At 67.8% G+C, this 23,295-nt stretch carries 18 protein-coding genes; 6 read left to right on the top strand and 12 right to left on the bottom strand.

The genetic code is table 11. The annotated features are described in order from the left end of the window. The first annotated feature begins 19 nt into the window (after positions 1-19). The gene (locus OG394_RS30640) at positions 20-919 is read left to right on the top strand and encodes an A/G-specific adenine glycosylase (RefSeq protein ID WP_328990632.1); all 900 of its coding nucleotides are present in this window, start codon (positions 20-22) and stop codon (positions 917-919) included. Between the two features lie 37 nt (positions 920-956). On the opposite strand, the gene OG394_RS30635 is transcribed toward OG394_RS30640, so the two are convergent. The 3 genes from OG394_RS30635 to OG394_RS30625 all read right to left on the bottom strand — a co-directional run bounded on the left by OG394_RS30635 (position 957) and on the right by OG394_RS30625 (position 4,617). Continuing rightward, on the bottom strand, positions 957-1,904 hold the full coding sequence (locus tag OG394_RS30635; protein ID WP_328990631.1) for a DivIVA domain-containing protein: 948 nt from the start codon (positions 1,902-1,904) through the stop codon (positions 957-959). A 79-nt stretch (positions 1,905-1,983) separates the two neighbouring features. Beyond that, positions 1,984-4,038, bottom strand: a complete 2,055-nt coding sequence (locus OG394_RS30630; protein WP_328990630.1) for a kinetoplast-associated-like protein — start codon at positions 4,036-4,038, stop codon at positions 1,984-1,986. A gap of 195 nt (positions 4,039-4,233) precedes the next feature. After that, on the bottom strand, positions 4,234-4,617 hold the full coding sequence (locus OG394_RS30625; protein WP_328990629.1) for a VOC family protein: 384 nt from the start codon (positions 4,615-4,617) through the stop codon (positions 4,234-4,236). 267 nt (positions 4,618-4,884) lie between these two features. Between OG394_RS30625 and OG394_RS30620 the strand changes: the two genes are divergently transcribed. Next, positions 4,885-5,688 carry a type IV toxin-antitoxin system AbiEi family antitoxin domain-containing protein gene (locus OG394_RS30620; RefSeq protein WP_328990628.1) on the top strand — a complete coding sequence of 268 codons (804 nt, stop codon included), beginning with the start codon at positions 4,885-4,887 and terminating at the stop codon, positions 5,686-5,688. Continuing rightward, the gene (locus OG394_RS30615) at positions 5,685-8,192 is read left to right on the top strand and encodes a glycosyltransferase family 4 protein (RefSeq protein ID WP_328990627.1); all 2,508 of its coding nucleotides are present in this window, start codon (positions 5,685-5,687) and stop codon (positions 8,190-8,192) included. Before OG394_RS30620 ends, OG394_RS30615 begins: the two co-directional genes overlap by 4 nt. A 323-nt stretch (positions 8,193-8,515) precedes the next feature. On the opposite strand, the gene OG394_RS30610 is transcribed toward OG394_RS30615, so the two are convergent. Together OG394_RS30610 and OG394_RS30605 are read right to left on the bottom strand one after the other, a co-directional pair. Then, a complete protein-coding gene (locus OG394_RS30610; RefSeq protein WP_328990626.1) occupies positions 8,516-9,634 on the bottom strand; it encodes a hypothetical protein in 1,119 nt (372 codons plus the stop codon). Further along, complete coding sequence (locus OG394_RS30605; protein WP_328990625.1) at positions 9,631-10,434, bottom strand: type IV toxin-antitoxin system AbiEi family antitoxin domain-containing protein; 804 nt, start codon at positions 10,432-10,434, stop codon at positions 9,631-9,633. The genes OG394_RS30610 and OG394_RS30605 overlap by 4 nt, the downstream gene beginning before the upstream one ends. A 104-nt stretch (positions 10,435-10,538) precedes the next feature. Here OG394_RS30605 and OG394_RS30600 point away from each other — a divergent pair, with 104 nt between their 5' ends. The 3 genes from OG394_RS30600 (at position 10,539) to OG394_RS30590 (ending at position 15,475) form a co-directional block, all read left to right on the top strand. Further along, on the top strand, positions 10,539-13,535 hold the full coding sequence (locus OG394_RS30600) for a hypothetical protein (RefSeq protein ID WP_328990624.1): 2,997 nt from the start codon (positions 10,539-10,541) through the stop codon (positions 13,533-13,535). Continuing rightward, positions 13,532-14,170, top strand: a complete 639-nt coding sequence (locus tag OG394_RS30595) for a hypothetical protein (protein ID WP_328990623.1) — start codon at positions 13,532-13,534, stop codon at positions 14,168-14,170. Before OG394_RS30600 ends, OG394_RS30595 begins: the two co-directional genes overlap by 4 nt. Positions 14,171-14,290: 120 nt before the next feature. Continuing rightward, positions 14,291-15,475 carry a hypothetical protein gene (locus OG394_RS30590; RefSeq protein ID WP_328990622.1) on the top strand — a complete coding sequence of 395 codons (1,185 nt, stop codon included), beginning with the start codon at positions 14,291-14,293 and terminating at the stop codon, positions 15,473-15,475. Positions 15,476-15,600: 125 nt separating this feature from the next. Here OG394_RS30590 and OG394_RS30585 read toward each other — a convergent pair whose 3' ends face one another. The 7 genes from OG394_RS30585 to lysS all read right to left on the bottom strand — a co-directional run bounded on the left by OG394_RS30585 (position 15,601) and on the right by lysS (position 23,286). Then, the gene (locus OG394_RS30585) at positions 15,601-16,164 is read right to left on the bottom strand and encodes a hypothetical protein (RefSeq protein ID WP_328990621.1); all 564 of its coding nucleotides are present in this window, start codon (positions 16,162-16,164) and stop codon (positions 15,601-15,603) included. Positions 16,165-16,177: 13 nt separating this feature from the next. Further along, entirely contained in the window at positions 16,178-16,498 is a 321-nt protein-coding gene (locus OG394_RS30580; protein WP_328990620.1) for a hypothetical protein, read from the bottom strand. A gap of 90 nt (positions 16,499-16,588) precedes the next feature. Continuing rightward, positions 16,589-16,822, bottom strand: a complete 234-nt coding sequence (locus OG394_RS30575) for a hypothetical protein (RefSeq protein WP_328990619.1) — start codon at positions 16,820-16,822, stop codon at positions 16,589-16,591. A 101-nt stretch (positions 16,823-16,923) separates the two neighbouring features. Then, positions 16,924-17,913 (bottom strand): hypothetical protein, encoded by a 990-nt coding sequence (locus OG394_RS30570; protein ID WP_328990618.1) that lies wholly within the window; start codon positions 17,911-17,913, stop codon positions 16,924-16,926. A gap of 384 nt (positions 17,914-18,297) precedes the next feature. After that, positions 18,298-20,841 carry an ATP-dependent Clp protease ATP-binding subunit gene (locus OG394_RS30565; RefSeq protein ID WP_328990617.1) on the bottom strand — a complete coding sequence of 848 codons (2,544 nt, stop codon included), beginning with the start codon at positions 20,839-20,841 and terminating at the stop codon, positions 18,298-18,300. Positions 20,842-21,172: 331 nt separating this feature from the next. Next, positions 21,173-21,508, bottom strand: coding sequence for a histone-like nucleoid-structuring protein Lsr2 (locus OG394_RS30560; protein ID WP_328990616.1), 336 nt, complete (start codon positions 21,506-21,508; stop codon positions 21,173-21,175). 257 nt (positions 21,509-21,765) lie between these two features. Beyond that, positions 21,766-23,286, bottom strand: a complete 1,521-nt coding sequence (gene lysS, locus OG394_RS30555; RefSeq protein WP_328990615.1) for a lysine--tRNA ligase — start codon at positions 23,284-23,286, stop codon at positions 21,766-21,768. Between the last annotated feature and the right edge of the window lie 9 nt (positions 23,287-23,295).

Raw genomic sequence — 23,295 nt, 5'->3', positions numbered from 1 at the left:
ATGGCAGGATCGTGACGCCATGCCCGACTCGCCGCGCTCCAGCGCATCTCAAACCCTCACGAGCGTCCACGACCAGATCCTGACCTGGTACGACGCAAACGCGCGCGTGCTGCCGTGGCGTACGCCGGACGCGGGCGCGTGGGCGGTGATGGTCAGCGAGTTCATGTTGCAGCAGACGCCGGTCGCGCGGGTCTTGCCGGTGTACGAGATCTGGCTCGACCGCTGGCCCACCCCGAAGGACCTCGCGGCGGAACCGCCCGGAGAGGCCGTCCGCGCCTGGGGACGACTCGGCTATCCGCGACGAGCCCTGCGGCTGCATGCGGCGGCGAAGGCCATCACGGAGAACCATGGCGGCGAAGTCCCGAGCGATCACGCCAAGCTGCTCGCGCTGCCGGGAGTCGGCACGTACACGGCGGCCGCGATCGCGTCGTTCGCCTTCGGCCAGCGGCATGCCGTGGTGGATACCAACGTACGACGGGTGTTCGCGCGGGCCCTCGGCGGCGACGCACAGCCGTCGATCAGCCCGACCGCGGCGGATCTGCGCCGGGCCGAAGAGGCCATGCCGCTCGAGAATGCGGCGAAATGGGCGGTCGCGACGATGGAATTGGGTGCGCTGATCTGTACCGCGCGCACGCCGAAGTGCGACCAATGCCCGATCGTCGAGCGCTGCGCCTGGTCGCTGGCCGGGCGGCCCGCGTATGACGGGCCGCCCCGCAAGGGCCAGACCTATGACGGCACGGATCGCCAGGCCCGGGGACGGCTGCTCGCCGTACTCCGGGATTCGGCTGGTCCGGTCGGCAAGGCTCGCCTAGACGAAGCCTGGCCGGACGCGGCCCAGCGGGAGCGCGCCCTCGACGGCCTGGTGGCCGACGGTTTGGTGGAGCCCTTGGCGCGTTCCCGCTTCCGCCTACCGCAGTGAGCTGGGCGGCCGCTCATCGAGCGGCCGCCGAAAACAGTTAGTTCTTCTTCGAGCCACTCGCGTCGGCCGGCTCGTCGTCGAGCAGGTCGAGCGGCAACGCCGGGGTGCCGGACAACGTGGCCAGCATCTGCCGGACGTTGGTCAGCTGGGCGTTGATGCTGTCGCGACGCTGGGTCGCGGCGGCGAGCTCACGCTCGGACTCGCCCCGGATGCGCTCGGCCTTGTCCTTGGCCGCGGCGACGATCTCCTGAGCCTGACGGTTCGCGTCGGCCAGCTGCTGCTGGGCCAGGCGCTCCGCCTCGGAACGCGAACGGTCGGCCTCGCGCTGCACCTGGGCCGCACGGTCGGTGACCGCCGCCAGCTGCTGCTCGGCCAGCGCCGTCCGGGCTGCGAACTCCTGCTCGACCTTGCCCCGGCGCTCGGCCAGAGTGGTCTCGAAGGCGGCCGCGGCCTGGGCCGACTTGGCGCGCTCCTGCTCGTACAGAGCCTGAGCCTCGCTGCGGCGGGCGGTCGCGTCGCGCTCGGCCTCGTCGCGCATGTCGTCGGCCTGCGTACGGGCCTCCTCCAGGATGCGGGCGGCCTCGGCGTCGACCTCGCTCTTCCAGTCCAGGGAGTACTGCTCGGCCTCCTTGCGGACCTTCTTCGCGTGCGCCTCGGCGTCGGCGATGATGCCCTCGGAGTCCGAACGGGCACGGGTGACGAGGTCACGAGCCTCGTCGTCGGCGAGGGACAGGATCTTCGCGACCCGCTCGCCGAACTCGGTAAAGGTGGGCGACTTATCGCGCGAGTCCTCCTGGGCGGAGACCACGGCCGATTCCGCGGCGTCCAGGCGGCCCTGCATCTCCTGGACGTGACGCTGCAGCTGCTCGGACTGCTGCTGCAGCGCGGTCAGCGAGGTGGTCAGCTCACGAACGTGCTGGTCCACCTGGGCCGGCTCGTAGCCGCGCAGAACGGTACGGAAGGGGGTTGGCGCTTCACTGCTCATGTCTTCTGATGCTCACTTCGGTGGGTGGGTGGATCACACATTGTCACTGACGAGGATCCGGCTGTCACGTCCTCGTCTTTCATTCCCCCGTGGAACCCTCTTGCCCCGACATTCCACCACCAAGATGGAGTCCAGGGACAGCGAGTGCCTCGATCACACCGGACAACTGTGTCAGTTCCTTGGTGATCTCGTCGCGTCGCTGGTTCAGCGTCGCGACCCTCGCCTCGGCGTCGGCGAGGTGTTTTCGGGCCTGGGCGCGAAGTTCGTCGGCGTGTGCACGGGCCTGTGCCTCGATCTGCATCGCCTCCGCCCGGGACTTGCGCAACAGGTCATGGGACTGCCGCTGCGCCTTGGCCAGATCGTCCGCGGCCTGCTCGCGCAGCACCCGGGCGCTGGACTCCGCCTCGGTCTGCCGGCGGTTGGCGCGGTCGACGATCTCCTTCGCGGCGGCCTCGGCCCGCTCGGCCGCGCCCTCGGTGATCGCCTCGGCCTCGGCCTTGATCCGGGCCGCGTGATCGCGGGCCTCGGTCAGCGCGGTCTCCGCCTCGGCGTGGGCCTCGGTCAACGCGGCCTCGGCCCGGGCGGTCAGCTCGGCATTCTCCGCGGCGATGGCGAGTTGGGTGTCCTTCAGCCGGCTGGTGGTGCGGCCGACCACGCGGCGCAGGTGTGCCCGGCGCTGGCGGACGATCTCCCCGGCATGCGTGCGGGCCTCCTCGCGGGTGGCCTCGGCGTCCTGCTCGGCCGAGACCAGCAGCTTCTCGATCGCCTCTTGCGAGGCCTTGGCCTGCTCCGCGGCGGCGGCCAGCTGGCCCTCGGCACTCTCGTTCGCCTCGTCGACGATGCGACGTGCCTCGGCAGCCGCCGTACGACGCTGGGCCTCGGCCTCGTCGATCACCAGCTTGGCCTGCGCCTTCGCGTCGGCCATCAGCCGCTCGTTCTCCGCTTGGGCCTCGGCTCGTTTTTCGGCCAGCTCCGCGGTCGCCTCGGCACGGATCCGCTCGACCTCGACCGAGATCGCGGCCAGCCGGGCCCGCTCGGTCTCCTCGAGCTCGGCGGTCCGGCGGTCCACCTCCGCCAGCGACTCGCCCCGCAACCGCTCCATCTCGGCATGGGCCGCGGCGATCTCGATCCGGGACCGCTCACGAACGGTCTCGGCCTCCTGCTCCGCGGCGGCCCGGAGCTCCGCGCCCTCGGACTCTGCCCGGGCGATCAACTCGGCCTCGGTGTTGAGCGCCGCCTGCGAGACCAGGGCGGCCTGCTCCCCTGCGTCCTTGACCAGCTCCTGCGCCTCGCGACTCGCGGATTCGACCGTCTCCTTGGCCATCTCGCGGTCCTGCGCGGCCTTGGCCCGCATCGCGTGGGCCTCGTGCTGCAACTGCTTCGCGGCCGCCTCGGCGTCCTTCCGGACCTTCGCGGCCTCCGCCGCTGCCTCGCCCTTGACCCGGTCGGCCTCCGCCCCGACGCCGGCCCGCAACGCCTCGACCTCGGCCGTCGCCTCCGCCCGCAACTGCTTGACCTCGGCCGCTGCCTCCGCCCGAAGCGCCTTGACCTCGGCGTCCGCGTCAGCCCGCAGCTTCGCGACCTCCGCGATCACCTCGGCTCGCAACTGGTCGATCTCGGCCGTGACCTCGGCGCGCACCTGCTCGACGTACGTGTCGGCGGCGTGGCGGGTCTCGCCGGAGTAGGCGTCCGCCTCGGCGCGGGCCTGCTCGGCGTAGGTGTCGGCCTCGCCGCGAATCTGCTGGATTTCGGCGTCCGCGGTCGTCTGCATCCGCGCGATCTTGGTCGCGACCTCTTCGCGCATGTTGTCGGAATACGTTTCGGCTTCGCCGCGAATCTGCTGGATCTCGGCTTCCGCCGCCGCCTGCAGCCGGGCGATCTCCGCCGCGACCTCTGCACGCACGTGCTCGGCGTCCGCGTCCGCGTCGGCCCGGACCTTCGCCGCGGCCGCCTCGGCATCGCGATGCACCCGCTCCGCCTGCGCCATCAACCGGTCGGCCTTCTCCCGGGCGGCGTCGTTCTCCCGCTCGGCCTGCTCGCGCAGGGTGTCCGCTATCCGTTGAGCGCGCTCGAGCACCCCGCCTGCCTGCCGCACGCCAAAGGAACCGGCGTCAACGACCGGTTCCTGGGTCATAGGCAGACGCGGGGCGTCCATGCGAAGAGATGATTCCATCAACGGCCCCATCTACGACAGCCCGGGGTCACCATGCGCACTCACGCTCCTACAACGAGCCAAGTCGCCACGGGTGATCCCGCAATCGGGAGATGGCAACTTCCCACGCCGTCCAGTCGCCGAAATGTCCCTGCCAGGGTCGGTCACAGGGTCAGGTCAAGCGACCTGATCAGCGAGCACCACAAGATAGCCGTCTGCGTCACGAAGCCAAAGCTCTCGGTGATCTGCCATCGGATTGTGATGAAGCGCCCTGTCGACCTGCACTCCCGCCTTTTCGGCACGTCGCACGGCGGCGTCCAGATCGTCCACCTCGAACCAGAGCGCAACGCCGTTCCCAACCGGCAGGCCCGGATCCCGGATCGTCCCGTGGTGATGCTCGGTCTCGAGGCGATGCAGCTGCAGAACCAGCACACCGTCAGACCGCAGCTGTTCGTACTCCGTCCCACCATGACCACTCGAAACCCCCAGGACCAGCTGGTACCACGCACTGCTCCTCGGTACGTCGGACACGGCGATCATCGGCTGCGAGCGAACATTCATACGGCGAACGTAGGCACTGCCGGCCCGCGTGTCTTGAACGTTTGCCGGAGTAGGGTTTCCCGAGCCAATTCCGCGGGGTCGAGACGGGAGTTCGATGTCAGTGGTCCGTGTTCGGGGTGGTTTGCCGCTCACCGGTGTCCAGGTGCGTGCATCGCAAGGCGGAGAAGCTGCCTCGATGCTCTTTATCGTGGCTGCTTCTCCAACGCAGCGAGGTGCGTGCCTGGGCGCCGGTGAGCGGTGAACCACCCCGAACACGGACCACTAGAGGTGCTTCAGCAACTCACCTCTTTGGCGGCCGGGCAGTCCGGCCTTGTGACCGGCGAACAAGCGGCCCGGATTGGTATAGACCGGGCCGAGCTCGAACGTCTGGCCGGCGTCGGTCTCCTCTTCGAACTCGACTGGGACGTCCACCAACTCACGTCCAGCCCGTTCGCTCCGCGCTTCGCTTACCCGTACGCCGCCTGGCTCTCGCTGCAACCCGCGCGCTTCGCCGCCGAACGCCCGGCCGCGGACGCCGTACTCTCCCAGGGCTCCGCTGCCCGGCTGCACGGCCTGGGCGCGGTCGCCGCTCCCACCACCACCTTCCTGACGCCGACGACGCCCACCGGACGGTTTCCGCGAGCCATCGAGGTCAACCAGGCCGAGCTCCCGGCCGAGGACGTGATGGTGCTCGGCGGCGTGACCGTCACGACGCCGCACCGGACCATTCTCGACCTCGTGCGCAGCCACACCGACCACGGCGAGGTGCGAGGCGCGCTCACCGACGCCGTACTGCGGGATGCCGTCGATCTGGCGCGGCTGTACGACGACCTGGTGCCGCTGGCGGAGCACCACGAGTTCCCGCCGGAGGGCCCGGAGTTCGCAGGGTACTTCCTGCCCGAGCTCAATCCGTCGAGCCTGTCCGTCCGGAACCAGCGCGCGTTCACCTCCGTCGTACTCGGCGATCGGGTGACCGAGACCGCGCGCGCCCTCGCCCTTGCGCTCGCCGCGGTGCCCGCGGGTGATCGGGTGAGTGAGGAGACCGTCCGCGCGCTCGCCGCGGAGATCGTCGGGAGGACCGAGCGGGTATGAGCAGTGATCCCCTGAAGGCCGCCGCGTTCTACCGCGAGCTGACTGCGCGCGTCCGCCAGACCGCTGAGCGCCGCGGCACCAGCTCGGAGGCGGAATTCCAGCAGTTCGTCCTGCAGCGGGTGATGGCCCGCCAGTTCACGGCCAATCCCGACGCCTGGATGGTCAAGGGCGGTCAGACCCTGCTCGCGCGGTGGGAGAACGGCCGCTCCACCAGCGATATCGACATGGTCGGTATGCCGGGCGCCTCGCGGGACACGATGGTCGGCAACTACACCAGCGCGCTGGAGCTGGACCTGGACGACCATCTGACCTTCCAGCTGGAGTACGACGGCGAGCTCCAGCACGGCGCGGGCGCCCGGCTGAAGCACAAGGCCTTCATCGGCGGGCGCGAGATCGGTGAGGTGAGCGTCGATCTGGCGCCGCCGCGGGACCGGCCGATGTGGGCCGAGCCCGAGCTGATCAAGTTCCCCGAGCAGATCATGTCCACCGGTGCGAGCGGGGAGAACCCGCGGCTGCGAGTCATCTCGCTGACGGACACGCTGGCGCACAAGGTCGCCGGCATGTACACCCAGGGCGTCAAGACCGAGCAGACCAAGTGCGACGACTGCCTGCCGCGTACGCAGGGGCAATGGGCCTGCCAGACCGGCGACCTGCCGTACCGGGTGCAGGACCTGGTCGACGTGATGATGATCGCGACGAACGAGGAATGGGACGCCGGCACCGTCCAGGCGATGCTGCACGAAGAGTTCAGCTGGCGCATTTCCCAAGGCGAACCGCTGCGCCCGCCGAACAAGTACTACCGGCCGAACCCGGCCTGGACCGAGGGTTTCGCCAAGTACGCCGGCGCGACGCCCGGTCTGCCGTTCAAGACCCTCGCGGAGGCCGAGCCGGTCGCCCGGGCCTTCCTCGATCCGCTGCTCGACCGGACGAAGGTCGCCACCGGCAAGTGGGACCCCGACGCCTGGCAATGGACCGGCCAGACGACCTCGGTCCAGGTGTCCGGGCCCGAACTGCCGAAGCAGCGTGTGCTGGTCGTCGCGCACGCCAGCGGCCGGAGCGCGGGCCTCGGCGGTCTGCCCGTCGCGAGTGGTGATCTCACCAAGGCCCTCGCCGGTCTGGAGAACGCGGAGGTCACCCTGCTCACGGTCGGCGAGACCGAGGAGCACGGCGAGGCGAAGATCGTCTCGATCACGCCCGACGGCCAATCCGCGCGAGTGCAACTGCTCGACGTCGCCACGAACGGCACGCCCGACCAGATTCCCGGCATGCCGATCGACCGCGGCTCGTTCGACCTGGTCATCGGGCATGCCCGGTTCTCGGGTTACCAGGCGATGCTGATCCGCAACCGCTGGTATCCCACGGCCCAACTGGCGCACGTGATGCACATGCCCTCTCGCGAGTACGGCGAGGTGCAGGGCCAAGTCGAACGTGGTATCGAGTCGCACCGGATCGAGTCCGCCGTCGTACAGAACGCCGATATCGTCGTCGGCGTCGGCCCCTTGCTCACCAACGTCGGCGCCGAGATGGCCGATGGCGCGCGGGTCCCGCCGAGCTTTCACGAGCTGGTGCCGGGTGTGGAAACGCTGGGCGAGGTGGGCGATCCGCCTTCGGGCGAGAACTTCAACCTGCTGTTCAGTGGCCGGGTGGGCGATCCCATCAAGGGGTACGACGATCTGCTCGCCACCACGAAGGAACTCGCGGATCGCGGGGTGCCGATCCAGCTGCGCGTGCGCGGGGTCAAACCCGATCAGCTGCAGGCCGAGCAACAACGTGCGGACCAGATCGTCGGACGGCCCGGAGTTGTGCATTTGCTGCCGTATACGCCGGACAAGCAGGAGCTTCTCGGCGACTACCGGTGGGCGCACGCGGCGGTGATGCCGTCCAAGATCGAGGGGTACGGGTTGGTGGGCGCCGAGGCGGCCGCGCACGGCGTACCGGTGTTGGTGAACGCCGAGAGTGGTGTCGGGCAGTTCCTTGCCGACGGCAACCGAATCCCCGAGCGCCTGGGGGCGGCGAGCGTCGTACCGGATCAAGGTCTGCGGAATGACCAGGCCGGGCGGGTTGAGGTATGGGCCGGCGCGATCCAGGATCTGCGCGGGGATTACGCGAACCGTCGGGAGGCGGCCGGCGAACTCAAGGGCGTCCTGCAGAACTACACCCGCGAGAACAGCGCCAAGGCCCTCCTCGCCGCCGCCCGCGAAGCCCACCCCGGCGCCAACGTCTCCACCCAACAAGGCGCCAACGGCGCCGTCCTACCCGTAACCCGCCGCCCCACCACAATCACAACCGTCGCACCCACCCAAAGCGCCGAAGCCGGCCACTCCGTGAAGACCGAGCCAACACCAGAACAGGCACCGGAAGCCGGAGACATGGCGCGCTTCCTCCAGTCGGGCTCCCCCTCAGCCGCCCCCACCCAAACCACCGCCACTGGCCCGGGTGCCGGCGAGTCCGACCGTACCCACCGCAACGCGCCCAACCCCCCCGACCGCACCCTCGACCGCTAACCCCTCCCTCCCGCTCGCCCAACCGCGCCACGCCGCCGCCTCCCTTGTATCCCGTTCATCGGGCCCTTGTGACGCGGCGTGTCGGCATTCATCGGTCCCTTGTGACCAACGCACGGTCTCCCACAACGGCGGGCCGGCACCCTCCACTTTGCATTCATTCGTCGGAATCCGCCCTCACAGCTCAGCGGACCCCACACAGGCAGGCGACGGCTGAGGGCGGATTCCGACGAATGAATGCAAAGTGCGGTAGGCCCTCGCCTTTGGTCACAAGGGACCGATGATGCGCGACACGCCGCGTCACAAGGGACCGATGAACGGAGGAGTTAGAGCTCCGTGGTGGGGGTGCGGAGGGTGTGGGTGAGGTAGTGGTGGAGGGGGTAGGACGTGAAGTGGATTAGACCGGTGGTGGTGCCGGGGGTTAGGCGAGCGGCCAGTTCGTCGAGGAGGTCGGCGGTGACGAGGGCTTGGCGTTTCGGGTAGAGGAGCCAGCTGCGGTCGGCCGATTCCGTCGGGAGGGGGTGCTCGGGGGACGGGCGCCAGGGGGCTTCCGAGGTCGCCAGGGCTTGGCGTAGTTCCGCGGCCCAGTCGGCGAGGTCGACCGGGCGGCCGTCGGCGCCTTCCCAGCGGTAGGCCGTGACGAGATGGCGCGATGGGTCGATTCCGGGTTGGCGCTCGCGCCAGGCGGGGACGTCTTCGCCTGCGATGAGGGCGCGTAGGTCGGCTGCCGCGACGGCTACGTCGTACCGGACGGAGAAGTCGTCGCCGAGTTCGTCAGGTGCCGGTACGGCGTCCGCGGCGGTTTTCGCGAAGGCGGCGAGGCGTTCGTGTGCGGCGGCGTCGGCGGCGACGGGGTGTGCGTTGACCAGGATCCGGCGGGGTACGCCGGGTGGGAGGCCTAGTGCGGTGCGCAGGCTGTTCGCCAGTTCGCGTAGCGCGTCGGCCGCCTCGGCGCCTTCGTTGCCTATGGCAACAGTTGGGCGGCCGGGGGCGATCCGGGCGGCGAGTTCGTCGACGGCGCCGGTGATCGCGGTGTGCAGCAGGCCGGGCAGGACCAGCGGCTCGTCCACGCCGTCGGGGTCTTCGCTCACGTACGCCGCCAGCGAGAGCAGCGCCTCCGGGAAGCGCGCGCCCATCGTCACCAGGCCGAGCGCCGGATCGGCCACGTCGGCCGGATCAGCGACGAGTACCGGCTCATCGTGGTTCGGATCGCCAACGCGGTCACCACCCTGAGCGCCAACACCAACACCAGCGGCAGCCGGATCGCCGGGCTGGACCAGAGGATCGGCGGGGCGGAAGGTGGCTTTGGTTAGTTCGGCTTCCAGTTGGGTGAAGGTGACTCGGCGTTGGGCCGGCCAGCGGTCTTCGTGCCAGGTCGGTGAGCCCTGGGCGCCGAGCATCCGGGACGCGGCCGAGTAGAGCTGCTCGAAATCGGACACCGTCATGCCGGTCCCACCTTCCCGGCCAGCTCGGCCGCGACGTCGTCGAGGATGGCCCGGTCGACGCCGGGTAGGGCCTGCTCGAGCGCTGCCGCCGTTCGCTCGACCTGGTCGGGTAGCACCAGCCGGGCGAAGGCTCGGAGGTTGCGAATGGACAGGTCGGCGAGGTTGAGCTCGGGCAGGAAGTACCGGACGAAATCGGGACCAGCCGATGGGAAGCGGTACTTCTCGCTCAGCGGCACCAGGTCGGCGTACAAGGCGGCGAGGTCCACCAGGTCGAGCCGGACCGCGTCGGTCAGCACCCGGCGCAGCTCGGTGTGGTCGGTGTGATCGCGGGTCAGGTCGAGCAGCGTGCGGTGAGCCGTGGTGACGGGCAGGCCCTCGTGCACGGTGATCTCGTCGGGCCGAAGTACGGCGACCACCACGCGAGTCGACCGCGGCTCGGGCAGCGGGTCCGCCGCGGTGAAGGTGATGCCGCCGATGCTCGGTGCGCCCAGTCCCAGCAGCCGGCAGGCCGACTCGTGCGAGATGACCGCGTCCTTGGTGCGGTCCTTCGCCCGCTCCCACCCGAACGCCGCCGGGCGCAACGCCAGCCAGGCCGCGTACGGGTAACCGAAGCGCGGCGGCAAGGCCGAGCCGGTGACCTCGTAGACCTCCCAGTCGAGCAGCGTCAGCAGACCCGCCTGGGCGAGATCGTCCAGCGCGGCACGCTCGACGCCAAGACGCTCCGCCTGGGCCATCGCCACCAGCCCCGACTGCCGGGCCGCGAGCGCGGACACCTCAGCGAAGGCCTGTTCGACGTTCATCCATCTCCTCGGGCAGGTGACTCTGCTGGTGAGCCTATCCAGCGCGGAGGCGCACCACGGCGGTGTCCCCACCGGCAGTGCGATTGACGAGTTAGGTTCTAGTCATGCCGTTGCGGAACCTGCCTACCGAACAGCAGGCGGCGGACGCTCTCTTGCGGCTCGAGGCGCTCAGACAACGTCACCAGGACAGGAAGTCGGTCTGGCAGCCACGGATCCTCATGGCCTGCGCTGTCGGGCTCATGGTCGCAATACTTCTTCCGGGCTCCGGAACCAACAGCTGCTACCTGTGGCGAGCGTCGTCGGATCCGACCATCGGGCGACTCATTGCCGGACTGCTGCCGCTCATGATCCTCACGGCAGTTCTGCTGGACACGATGCTGCCCGAGCGGAGTATGCAGCGTCTGCGCCTCAGGGGCTGGGCAGCGATCGTCCTCGGCATCCTGACCGTCCTTGCCTGGGCAGGGCTCGTCACGCAGGGCAGAACCGGCTGTGGCACCTCCCCCGCGATCGTCGGCACCGTGACGCTCGGACTCGTCGCAACCGTCACCGCGATCATCTGGGCTCGCCACCAAGACCACCTCTCGCCCCTGCTCGCAAAGGACCCCGAGCCCGACGAAGACCCCGAGCCGCTGAACCAGGCAGAGCTGCACGCGGCCTTCGTGCACCTCCAGAAGATCCTCAGCGCCCTCAAGTCCTCACACGTCCTCAGACTGGCTCCACTAGCCGCTACCGCGTGTGGGCTGCTCCTGCTGACCACCGTGCTCCCCTGGCGCGAGCTGGTCGATCCGATGGCTACAGGTTCTGCCGGCGACGAGGCGGGCCTGCCGCGGTTCCAGCTCTGGGAGATGACCTACACCGGCGGCTGGCCCGCCGTAGTCGCCGCCACGGCCTTTGCGACGATCGCGGCCGCCATACCCACCGTTAGCTCGCCGCTAATCCGTCGAGCCCAACACGGCATCCTGATGGCAGGTGCAACCGCCACAGGCCTCACAACCCTCGCAGGCCTCTTCGTGGCGGTACTGCGCCTCCCGCAACGTCTGCCCGACGGCGTCGGCTACCGCCCGGGCATCGGCGCCTGGCTCGCTCTAGCCCTCGGTGCAACCCTGACAGCCCTCGGCGTCGCAAGCCTCGTCCAAGCCGTACGACGAGCCAGCAGCGGGTGGCAGATCCAGGCCGTGGCAGTAGCGCTTGCAGCGGTCGTGGCCACCACTACCGGCCTACTAGCCCCATCGCCGACAGGCCCGGCCTTCGAGCCCGACGCCCGTGACGGCATTCCGCATCGCCTGCTGAATCTGCGAGGCGGGCTCTTCAGCGACACGATGGGCTTGCGCGTCTCGCTCGGGACCTCCAGCGCGTTGACCTCAATGGCGTGGAGCCTCGACGGCGAACCCGGCGTCTGGCTGATGGGCCGAACCGGCTCCGATACCTCAACCGTCTTCGCAGTACGCGACGGCCTCGCACTGCCCAGGACTAGCCTCAGCCACGGCTACAGCCCGCCGACGCTTATCGGGATCTCCGGCGGCCGCTTGCTGCTCCTGACCGGTCCAATCGAGAACAACGAACGCTGGGCCCTACTGGCAGTCCCACTCGATCTGCCGTTCGCAGACCTCAGCCTGCAACACCAGAACGCCGACGGCAGCTACTACGTCACCCCGGGCGTGGAGCGGGTAGCGCAGGGCAACGGCACGATCCGCCTACAGCGCAGCGCTGACGGCACAGTGGTGATGTGGGGCGCGGACGGCACCTGGCGAGTCCCACTGGCCGCTCTACGTCCCGGGCTGGTCCTCGACCGCTACTCCCTGGATCTAGGTCCCGGGTCTCGCAACACCAGGCTCGCCTCGGCCCCGAACGGTACGGCGGCCTGGTGGACGGGCACCCACGGTCTTGCCGTGCAGCGGCCAGGCAGTCCCGTCGAACAGCTCACGGGCACCGCACCCGAAGGCTGTCCGCTCAGTGCGGACCTCGCCGGCTCAAGCATCGGTGCGTCGGCCTTCGCAGTAGACACCGCAGGGAACGTCTGGATCGCCGGTGACAAGACCATCCCGGCTGCGGTGCTCACGACCGACGGCGTCCTTCGCGTCGTTCCCGAAGTCAACGAGCGGGTGGAAGACCTAGAGGCGCGTCCCGACGGCTCGGTCCTGCTGGAAAGCCGTTCGGTCAGAGGAAACCAGATCCTCGAGATCACCCGAGCCGCAGAGGCCGCAGACCGGTACAAGCCGGCACCACCTCCGTCAGAACGCTGCACCGGCCCACACAGCCCAGCCACCGGTACGACGTACAGCGGGAGTCGGGTGCGGGATATCCCGACAGTGGTGGCACCAGTCGACATCGCCGGCAAGCCCGGGCGTGCGCGTGAGCTGGCGCTACGGGGCCTGCTGGCGCTTGACGCGTCCGGGAAGCTCGTGCGGATGCGATACCCGCAGAACGCGGTGGGAGTCTCTCCAGATGGCCAGGGCGGCTTGTGGTGGGGTGCAGCGCAGCGGTCCGAGACTGCGGGACCACGCGGCTTCACGGCAGTGCACCTGCCACCGCGATCCCGAACAGCCCGCACGATCAAGGACCCGGTGCCAGCCTCTGCTGGGAGGCAAGACGCGCCAGCAGCGGCGTACGGCGATCGGTTCGTGGCGCCGATGGGTGAGGACCGGTACGGCTTCTACGGGCCTTCCAACCGGACCAAGCAGGTGCCGGTCACGTCCAGCGAGAACAGGCCCAGCAAGCCGGTCATTGGTCTCACCAGTTCCGGAGCTGCGGGGATCGTTCTGCAAGGCCGGTTGATCTCGCTGACACCCGATGGCCGGCAAATCGAACTGTTCGGTGGTCCCGGCCTCGAGCAATGGTCGATCTGGTCGGCCGTGGAAAACCGGATCCCGCCGCAGCGTTGGTCGGCGGCCGGGTCGTGGTTCGGCGGACCCGACGGCCGGTTGTGGGGGTACGACGGCAGCCATCTCTACCGGGTCGAAGGGATCGGCCGGGTGACCGTAATGGCCGGACCCGGCGATGGCCTCCCGCAGGCGGCCGACCGGGTCACCAAGATCGGGACGAACCTCTACTTCGAGTACGGCGACGACGTCATCCGCGTCGCCCCAAAGGCGGCCCGATGACGCCCGCCAGCAAAGCCAACAGCGGCAACAGCGGCAACAGCGGCAACAGCGGCAACAGCGGCAACGACAAAGCCAACCGGCCGGAGCTGCCCGACCAGGACGTGCCCGAGCAGATCGCCGAAATGGGACAGCGCCTCGACCACGCGGACCGACGCCGGCTCGACTGGATCCTGATCGGCATCACCCTCGTCGCCGCCTGGACGTTGTTGCTGCCCTGGACCTACAGCCGCCGCCTCGGTCTCCAGGTCTGGCGCCTCGGCATCGAGCAGTACCCGCTCCTCGGCATCACCTGGCTGATCGGTATCGCCGCCGCGATCGCCACCTGGTACCTACGCAGCCGCTGGGTCCCGCTCGGCGTCTCGGCCAGTAGCGCCCTAGTCTTCACCGGCTTCGCTTGGCAGGAGAACGGCCTGCCCGCCGGCATCGACAGCTGGTCCGGCCCAGGCCCCTCGGCCGCACTCAGCGTTGGCCTGCTCTGGATCCTCGCCTGCACGGCCCGCCTGCTCGCCGAACGCCACCGGCCGGACCGACCACCCGAGCCGGCCGAACTCCAGCACGCCCGCACCCGCCTCCGCCGTACCCGCACTGAGCGCCCCCTCGACCTCCCGTCAGCGGTCACTCACCCGGACGAGTGAGGCAGTCCCCTCGCAAGGCCGATCCCGCCCCGGCCCGATCCCGCGAGAGTTGCAGTGCAGGGCCGGTTGAGCCAGCACGACGCTGAGGTCGTCGCAACCGCCCAGGCGGGAGGAACAACCGTGACGAGCACGCAGAGCCAGGTGGAAGTCCATCGCCCGGACACGGGATCCGGGTGGTTGCCCCTGGTCGTGGCCGGGATATCCCTGCTGTTCGGCGTCTTCGGCACCTTCTGGGCCTTCGGCTGGTGGGACTACCCGCTGGGCGCTTCGGCCGACGCGATGCCGTCACTGCTCTCGCATCTGCCGAACGACCTGGGCGCGGGCCTACTCGCCGTGCTGGGCTGGCTCGGGGTCCCCGCGGCACTGGCATTCCGGCGGCACGACTGGAGCCCATCGGCGTACCGGCCGTTGCTGGTCTTCGCAGCGGTCGAGGCGTTCGTGTTCGGTCTGGGCGCCTCCGACATGTCCGTGCTGGTCATCACCGGCTACCTGCTGGTCCTGCTCGGTATCCCCACCGCCGTCGTCTTCCTCTTGGTCGGCGCCTGGCGACAACGCGCCACCCGGCTCCTCGTCGGTGCGGCCGCCCTGGCCATCGTCATCGCGCAGCTGACCATCGGCCTGTTCGACTGGGCCGCTTTCCGGCAGTTGGCCGAGGGAATGGCCGGGGTGCCCGCCAAGCTCGGCACCCGGCCGTTGTTCGTCTTCGCGGTATTCGCGCTCGGCGCCGCCTGGGCGATCCTGGCCATCCGTGGATCCCGCGAGGCGTGGCAACGCTGCCTGGCCTGCGGACGGCCCGGCGCACGTTGGACCCAGCCGGAGGTCGCCCGACGCTGGGGATTCTGGGCCACCATCGTCGCGGTCCTCTGCCCGATGCCGTACGCGCTACTGCGGATGACCTGGCTGCTGCCGAACCCGATCGGCTTCACCGCCGAGGAGCTGGACGCCGACCCCGGCATCCGGTTGTTCGGGCTCGGCCTCGGCCTGGTGGCGCTGACCTCCGGCCTCGTCACGCTCGGCCTGATCCGGCCGTGGGGTGAGGTTTGGCCGCGCTGGATGCCGGTACTGGCGAAGCGGCCGGTTCCGATCAAGGCGGCGGTCATCCCCGGCGCGATCGCCACCGTACTGCTGCTGGTCGCAAGCCCGTCGCTGGTCGACCTGACCTGGGAAGCAGGCGCCAGCGGCTGGGAGAACGTCAAGTGGATCCTGGTGTTCCCGTTCCCCCTGTGGGGCGCCTCGCTCGGCCTGGCCACCGCGGCGTACTACTTCCGCCGCCGCGGCACCTGCACCACCTGCTACCAGGGCTGAGCAAGAACCTCCGTTAGGCCGGATCCATCAAGGTGACATCTCTAAGCGCACCGGCCTCACTGACGACTTCACAGTACGAGGACGGCCCGGTTGACTCCGGAACCGCCCTCGTTCTGTATGGCGACCTAGCCCTTGATGGACAGATCCACCGGCACAACCTGCTGCCACTCTTTATCGCCATCACGGTACTTGTATGTGTACCTGATGCCAGACATCTCAAGTGGCCGCTGCGAGCCGATCACGCGAACGTGCACCAGAACCACATCGTCCATTGTCTGCCCGGCTTTGAGTTCAACGCCCTCAATTGATGACGAGCGCTTACGCCGGGGATCGCTGCCCGGGCTACCCATGCTCGATGACCAGTTGATCGGGACCGCATCAAACTCCGATCTCCTGTACACGCGCGCATCTACGAATTCGATCCCAGCAGGTACTGTCGCGAGCGCGGCAGACTTGAAAACTATGTCGCGATCGCCGAGATTGACCGGAGCAGGTGACAGGAAGTAGATCTCCTCACCGGTCTTGGCACTGCGAAACCCGATACGATGCCCGTTGCCTTCCGTCTCAAGGGCATCACCGCCACCAGCGAGTTCCCTTCCGACACCTCCGCCGGACGGAAGCACCAGCCAGACCGTCGCCGCCACCGCGATCAGGACAGCGGCTCCGACGAGCACGAGTCGCTTAGGCATTTTTGGCCTCTCGTCAGTAGCTGTAAAAGACCTTCATGGCGCCGCTAATCGGCGAGTGACCGAAAACCATATGTCGCAAGTTCTGACTGCCGGCATCGATCCGCTGGGAGCGGCTGACCGCCTTGATCGTCGTGGCTGCCACCGAGAAGCCATAGACACTGACGGCACCACTATATGTGAGCGCCCTCTCACGGTAGGCCTCGTAATTAGTGGTACGCACCACTTCAAACTTGTACGGCGCGTCGCGGTAGCCGTACCAGCCATCATCGCTGGAGACATCGGCACCAAGCTCTCCGTTCTTGCCACCATTGGGGATCCTGGCGCCCTCAGGCACGATGGCGCTCTCCTGATACTTCAGCTTCTTTAAGCCCTTGTCCCATACGCATTTGTAGATGTTGAGCCACGCGTAAATGATCGGAATCTTCTACTCGCGCGAAAAGTGCGGGCCGCGCAGCTCGAAGCCACTTGCCCATGAAATCTTGTTGTCGACACTGTTGCTACCGCCCACTGCCCAGGAGCTGCCACCGTTTTGGCTGACGCCGTAGGTGACGTTGGTGCTGGCCTGATTCATGTAGAGAACCGTGCCGAATGCGTCCTGGTAAGCATGGCTTTCCAGCGCCTTGGTGTACCCCGCGGCCGCCCGCGGCCGTTGGGTCACAAGGGAAGGCACGGTATAGCACTGGTCACCGGGGGCAGCGACGGTTCTCGTTGGCGCCGCAGGCTCTGGAACCACCGGGAGGCTGGTGTAATCGACCCCGTTCACGATGCGGGGATTCTCGGTGGCCTTGGCTTTTCATCCCCGTAGGCAGCCTTGAACTCGAAGTACGTCGGCTCAAAGTACTCCTTCTCCTGTGTGGTCAGCGGGCTCCGTTGTTCGACGGACTCGGCATCAGGCCCAGTTGGAGTCGGCGGAAGCTCCGCCTCGTCGAGCACCGGCAACAGCGGCGAGCTGACTACCGGAGACTGCCGCGCTCTGAGGGCAGCCTCAGTCAGCCCAGCACCGGCCGTGGCGGTACCGGTACTGAACGCCGAGACCCCCGACATGGCCCGCGGCTGACCGGTGGAAGGATTCGTGGCGACCCCGGAAGCCCGCGCCTGAAGGTTCAGAACGCCATTGTTTTCTGTGGCCAGCTTCTCCACGTCGGCCGGGAGATCAACGATCTGCGCCTCCCACGTGCCATCTGCTCGCGTAGTCGCCGTGGCAAGCGGGGCCTGCTCCTTGCCGACTGCAGCCAGCACCATATGAACCGCCACTGGCAGATTCACCGCAGGCGAGCCATCCGCTTCGACGAACCGGCCCCCGACAACGATCGGCGCTTCAGCAGCCGCAGACTTGCCAGTCGGCAGCACTGGAACGGCCCTGGCAGCGAAGCTGTATTCCTCGGTTTCACCGGCCTGCCCAGCCTTGTCGACCACAGTCAGTGACAGCTTGTGAACGCCCGGAGTGGGGGTGAGTTCGAACCGTGTACTGATGGTCTTGCCCAGTATCGAGAAGTTGCGCTCAGGAAGCGCCTGGCCGTCCAGACTGAGCCGTAGCCGATCGGCAGCGGACGAGTCCGCCAGTACGACGAATCCTCCCTTCGTGCCTGCGGGGCCGGTCTGCCCCTTGGGGAAGATGTCGGAGCTGATGATCTTGATCCCCGCCTCTGACCTCGGCGCAGCCGCGCCGCCGATAGCCGAGAGCGGGATCAACATAGGCAGTGTGATAGCCGCTACGGCCAGCAGACTGCGTCTGCCGATTGCAGACATGTGTACCTCCAGGTTGGGCGGAGAGACGCCAATCTGGAGGCCAATCCGAGTCACCCCCAGCACGTCTCGGAACGCCACTAACCTTGTCCGAGCGCAACGTGGAGTAACAGATACAACTCATACAGCGAGCCCATACATTCACTTGTATGCGTAGTGCCGCTACGTAATTGCGGCCCCTTTGATGGCTTCAGGACTGAGCAGCGGCGAGCGGTCTCAGTGCTCGATGCCGTGCGTGGGCCAGTCGATAGCCGACGACAGGGATCGGCCGGTCAGGACAACCTCGCCACCACCTGGCCGGAACCCGCTAGCGCGCCCAATGGCGATCGCACGAAGGGCCCCGCGCTACGAAAGCGCGGGGCCCTTCGACGTACTGAAAACCCAGACTCAGGTGTCCTGGACTCCAGTGGATGAGCCACCCGTGAGCTCGGTCAGGGCCAGATCGGCGTCCTGGGCCGGGTGCTTCGGGGTGCCGGTGAAGGTGAAGAACTCGGTCACGCCGTCGGCACTCTTGGTGCCTTCCGGAGCGACGTCGACCACCACGATCTGACCGGCCTTGAGCTCGCCGAACAGAATCCGCTCGGCCAGCGCGTCCTCCACGTCACGCTGCAGCGCGCGACGCAGCGGGCGAGCGCCCAGAACCGGGTCGAAGCCACGGTCGGCAGCGAGTTCCTTCGCGGCCGGGGTGAGCTCGATGCCCATGTCCTTGTCCTTCAGGCGCTCCTCGATCTGGGCCACCATCAGGTCCACGATGCGCACGATCTCCTTGCGCAGCAGCTGGTGGAAGACCACGATCTCGTCGACGCGGTTCAGGAACTCGGGGCGGAAGTGCTGCTTGAGCTCGTCCGCGACCTTCGCCTTCATCTTGTCGTAGCTGCCGGCCGTGTCAGCCGCCTGGTTGAAGCCCAGCTGCACCGCCTTCGCGATGTCGCGGGTCCCCAGGTTGGTGGTCATGATGATGACCGTGTTCTTGAAGTCGACCACGCGGCCCTGGGCGTCGGTCAGACGGCCTTCGTCCAGGATCTGCAGCAGCGAGTTGAAGATGTCCGGGTGGGCCTTCTCGACCTCGTCGAACAGCACCACGCTGAACGGCTTGCGGCGCACCTTCTCGGTGAGCTGGCCACCCTCTTCGTAGCCGACGTAACCCGGAGGCGAACCGAACAGCCGCGAGGCCGTGTGCTTCTCCGAGTACTCCGACATGTCGAGGCTGATCAGCGCGGACTCGTCACCGAACAGGAACTCGGTCAGCGCCTTCGACAGCTCGGTCTTACCGACACCGGACGGACCGGCGAAGATGAACGAGCCGCTCGGCCGCTTCGGGTCCTTCAGACCCGCACGAGTACGGCGGATCGACCGGGACAGCGCCTTGACGGCGTCCTCCTGACCGACATACCGCTTGGCGAGCTCCTCCTCCATCTTCAGCAGTCGCGAGGACTCCTCCTCGGTCAGCTTGAAGACGGGGATGCCGGTGGCGGTGCTGAGCACCTCGGCGATCAGCTCCTCGTCGACCTCGGCGACGACGTCCATGTCGCCGGCCTTCCACTGCTTCTCGCGCTCGGCCTTCGCGTTGATGAGCTTCTTCTCATCGTCGCGAAGGTTCGCCGCGCGCTCGAAGTCCTGGGCGTCGATCGCCGACTCCTTCTCCCGGCGCACGTTCGCGATCTTCTCGTCGAACTCACGCAGGTCCGGCGGCGCGGTCATCCGGCGGATCCGCAACCGGGAACCGGCCTCGTCGATCAGGTCGATCGCCTTGTCCGGCAGGAAGCGGTCCGAGATGTACCGATCGGCCATCTGCGCCGACGCGACCAGGGCCGGGTCGGTGATGGTGACCCGGTGGTGCGCCTCGTAACGGTCGCGCAGACCCTTGAGGATCTCGATGGTGTGCGCGATCGACGGCTCGGCGACCTGGATCGGCTGGAAACGACGCTCCAGCGCCGCGTCCTTCTCGACGTACTTGCGGTACTCGTCGAGGGTGGTGGCACCGATCGTCTGCAGCTCACCACGCGCCAGCATCGGCTTCAGGATGCTCGCCGCGTCGATCGCGCCCTCGGCCGCACCAGCGCCGACCAGGGTGTGGATCTCGTCGATAAACAGCACGATGTCACCGCGGGTGCGGATCTCCTTGAGCACCTTCTTCAGGCGCTCCTCGAAGTCACCGCGATAGCGCGACCCGGCCACCAGCGCGCCGAGGTCGAGCGTGTAGATCTGCTTGTCCTTCAGGGTCTCGGGCACGTCGCCACGCACGATCGCCTGGGCCAGGCCCTCGACGATCGCGGTCTTGCCGACACCCGGCTCACCGATCAGGACCGGGTTGTTCTTGGTCCGGCGCGACAGCACCTGCATGACCCGCTCGATCTCCTTCTCGCGCCCGATCACCGGGTCGAGTTTGGATTCGCGCGCGGCCTGGGTGAGGTTCCGGCCGAACTGATCCAGCACCAGCGAACTGCTCGGCGCTCCCTCGGCGGGAGCCCCCGCGGCTGCCGTCTCCTTGCCCTGGTAACCACTGAGCAGCTGGATGACCTGCTGCCGGACCTTGTTCAGGTCGGCACCCAGCTTGACCAGGACCTGTGCGGCGACACCCTCACCCTCGCGGATGAGACCGAGCAGGATGTGCTCGGTACCGATGTAGTTGTGTCCGAGCTGCAGCGCCTCCCGCAGGGAGAGCTCCAGCACCTTCTTGGCTCGGGGTGTGAACGGGATGTGCCCACTGGGAGCCTGCTGCCCCTGGCCGATGATCTCCTCGACCTGGGAACGAACGGCCTCCAGCGAGATACCCAGGCTCTCGAGAGCCTTGGCGGCGACACCCTCACCCTCATGGATCAGGCCGAGCAGAATGTGCTCGGTCCCGATGTAGTTGTGGCTGAGCATCCTGGCCTCTTCTTGAGCCAGGACGACTACCCGACGGGCGCGGTCCGTAAATCGTTCAAACATCGCCAAAGCACTCCTTGCCTCAGAGGAGTTGGACGAGCCGTGTGTCCAACCCCCGTACATGCATGCTAGTCCCCGGTACCGACAGGCTCGCTCTCAGCGAACACATCGCGAAACCGGCCACCGGCAATCACAAAGGAACAACCGCCCGGACCGGCCCGGTGTTCCCTTGTTCGCCACCAGCGAAGACATCCGTGAACTTGTTTTCTCAGCTACCCGCGTGGCTCGCGCGCAGTAACTCCGAACCTACCCGGCCGGGGTGAAAATCGGCCGGAATGCGGACGGTCCCGGCGCCACTGGGGCTGCCGGGACCGGGTCCGCTGCTGAATGCGCGTTACTTCGCCTCGTTGTAGGCGGCCCGCACCTCGGCGGAGATACGGCCACGCTCACTGACCTCGTACCCGTTCTCCTTGGCCCAGGCGCGGATGTCGGCCGAGTCGGTGGCCGAACGGCCCCGACCGCGCGCGCCGCGGCCCGCGGCTGCGCCGCGACGGCCCGAGACCCGGCGCCCGGCGCCGACATACGCGGCGAGGGCGTCGCGCAATTTGGCGGCGTTCTTCTTGGACAGGTCGATCTCGAACGTCGTCCCGTCCAGACCGAAAGTGACGGTCTCATCGGCCTTACCGCCGTCGAGATCGTCCTCCAGCAGCACCTGAATCTTTTGCGCCATCGATGACAGTCCTTTCCGTGGCCGTTACCCAGGCACATTCCCTGGCAGAAATACTTCGTACAGATTACTACCGCAAACCTGCCTCGGCTGTCATTGAACAGGCGGGAAATTGCAGAAAATATTCCGCCACGTGGACACGAGAACGCGAGATGTGACCTTCGGTATTCGTGACAGCACCCGCAGCGGCGGCCGAACCGATGGAATAGGCCCACCGGTTCTGCTGCTTTCAATCGGCAGAACCGGTGGAATATTCGGTGTCACTCCGGCCGCAGCAACGGGAACAGAATCGTCTCGCGGATGCCGACGCCCGTGAGCAACATCACCAAACGGTCCACGCCCATACCGACACCACCGGCCGGCGGCATACCGAACTCCATCGCGCGAAGGAAATCCTCGTCCAGATCCATCGCCTCGGGATCACCGGCGGCGGCCAGCAACGACTGTGCGGTGAGGCGTTCGCGCTGGATCACCGGGTCATTCAGCTCGGAGTAGGCGGGCGCGAGTTCCACCCCGTTGATGATCAGATCCCACGCCTCGACCAAACCCGGAATTTCCCGATGCGGCTTGGCCAGCGGCCGCACCGACTCCGGATAATCCTTCACGAAGGTGGGCTGGATCAACGTGTGCTCGACCAGCTTCTCGTACAGCTCGAGAGCGATCTCGCCGGCATTCCAGCCCGGCTGCAACTCGACTTCGTGCTGTTCGGCGAGCTTCTTCAGGGTGGCCGCGTCGGTGTTCACATCGACGGCTTCTCCGACCGCTTCACTGATCAGGTCGAAAACGCGCGCCTCACGCCAAGGCTGTTCCAGATCGATCTCCGAGCCATCCCGCGCGGTGACAACGGTACGGCCGACCGCGCGGGCCGCATTCAGGATGAGTTCCCGGGTCAGCGTCGCCATCGAGTTGTAGTCGCCATATGCCTGATAAGCCTCGAGCATCGAGAATTCCGCCGCATGGGTCGAGTCGAGACCCTCATTCCGGAACGTCCGGCCGATCTCGTAGACCCGGTCGACACCACCGATCATCGCGCGCTTGAGGTCGAGCTCGAGCGCGATCCGCAGCAGCATCGGCTGGTCGAAGGCGTTCAGGTGGGTACGGAACGGCCGGGCCGCCGCGCCGCCGTTGGTCAGCTGCAGCACCGGCGTCTCGACCTCGACGAAGTCCTGCGCGTCCAGCGTGGCCCGCAGCGACTTCAGCACGGCGGCCTTGATCCGGACCATCTCGCGGGCCTCGGGCCGCACGATCAGGTCGACGTAGCGCAGCCGGACCCGGGCCTCCTCGTTCAGCGGCTTGTGCTCGTTGGGCAGCGGGCGCAGCGTCTTGGCCGCCAATTGCCAGGCGGTCGCCTGCACGGACAGCTCGCCGCGGCGGCTGGTGATCACCTCGCCCTGGACCGCCAGCAGATCACCGAGGTCGACCAGCGCCTTGAACCGGGCCAGGCCCTCCTCACCGAGGTCTGCCAGCGAGAACATCACCTGCAGCTCGGTGCCGTCACCCTCGCGCAGCCGGACGAAGCACAGCTTGCCGGTGTTCCGCAGGAAGATGACCCGCCCGGTGACCGCGACCTGCTGGCCGGTCCGGGTGTCCGCCTCGAGCTGCTGCGGGTCGTACGTCTCGCGCAGCTCCTTCAGCGTGTGCGTCCGGGGCACCTCGATGGGGTACGCCGCACCCCCTTCCGCCAGCAGGCGGTCACGCTTCTCCCGGCGGACCCTGATCTGCTCGGGCAGGTCGTCCTGCCCGTGGTCGGGGGCCACTGGGTTCGCACGCGATTCACTCATAACACCAAA

The sequence above is a fragment of the Kribbella sp. NBC_01245 genome, assembly GCF_036226525.1.
In the GTDB taxonomy this organism is placed as follows: Bacteria; Actinomycetota; Actinomycetes; order Propionibacteriales; family Kribbellaceae; genus Kribbella.
This window is presented reverse-complemented; position numbering and strand designations above follow the sequence as displayed.

Coding starts and splice junctions, on each gene's coding strand:
- OG394_RS30635 (WP_328990631.1), bottom strand. CDS start 1,904: ATGAGCAGTGAAGCGCCAACCCCCTTCCGTACCGTTCTGCGCGGCTAC.
- OG394_RS30625 (WP_328990629.1), bottom strand. CDS start 4,617: ATGAATGTTCGCTCGCAGCCGATGATCGCCGTGTCCGACGTACCGAGG.
- OG394_RS30585 (WP_328990621.1), bottom strand. CDS start 16,164: ATGCCTAAGCGACTCGTGCTCGTCGGAGCCGCTGTCCTGATCGCGGTG.
- OG394_RS30600 (WP_328990624.1), top strand. CDS start 10,539: ATGCCGTTGCGGAACCTGCCTACCGAACAGCAGGCGGCGGACGCTCTC.
- OG394_RS30605 (WP_328990625.1), bottom strand. CDS start 10,434: ATGAACGTCGAACAGGCCTTCGCTGAGGTGTCCGCGCTCGCGGCCCGG.
- OG394_RS30595 (WP_328990623.1), top strand. CDS start 13,532: ATGACGCCCGCCAGCAAAGCCAACAGCGGCAACAGCGGCAACAGCGGC.
- OG394_RS30640 (WP_328990632.1), top strand. CDS start 20: ATGCCCGACTCGCCGCGCTCCAGCGCATCTCAAACCCTCACGAGCGTC.
- OG394_RS30565 (WP_328990617.1), bottom strand. CDS start 20,841: ATGTTTGAACGATTTACGGACCGCGCCCGTCGGGTAGTCGTCCTGGCT.
- OG394_RS30615 (WP_328990627.1), top strand. CDS start 5,685: ATGAGCAGTGATCCCCTGAAGGCCGCCGCGTTCTACCGCGAGCTGACT.
- lysS (WP_328990615.1), bottom strand. CDS start 23,286: ATGAGTGAATCGCGTGCGAACCCAGTGGCCCCCGACCACGGGCAGGAC.
- OG394_RS30570 (WP_328990618.1), bottom strand. CDS start 17,913: ATGTCTGCAATCGGCAGACGCAGTCTGCTGGCCGTAGCGGCTATCACA.
- OG394_RS30610 (WP_328990626.1), bottom strand. CDS start 9,634: ATGACGGTGTCCGATTTCGAGCAGCTCTACTCGGCCGCGTCCCGGATG.
- OG394_RS30630 (WP_328990630.1), bottom strand. CDS start 4,038: ATGACCCAGGAACCGGTCGTTGACGCCGGTTCCTTTGGCGTGCGGCAG.
- OG394_RS30560 (WP_328990616.1), bottom strand. CDS start 21,508: ATGGCGCAAAAGATTCAGGTGCTGCTGGAGGACGATCTCGACGGCGGT.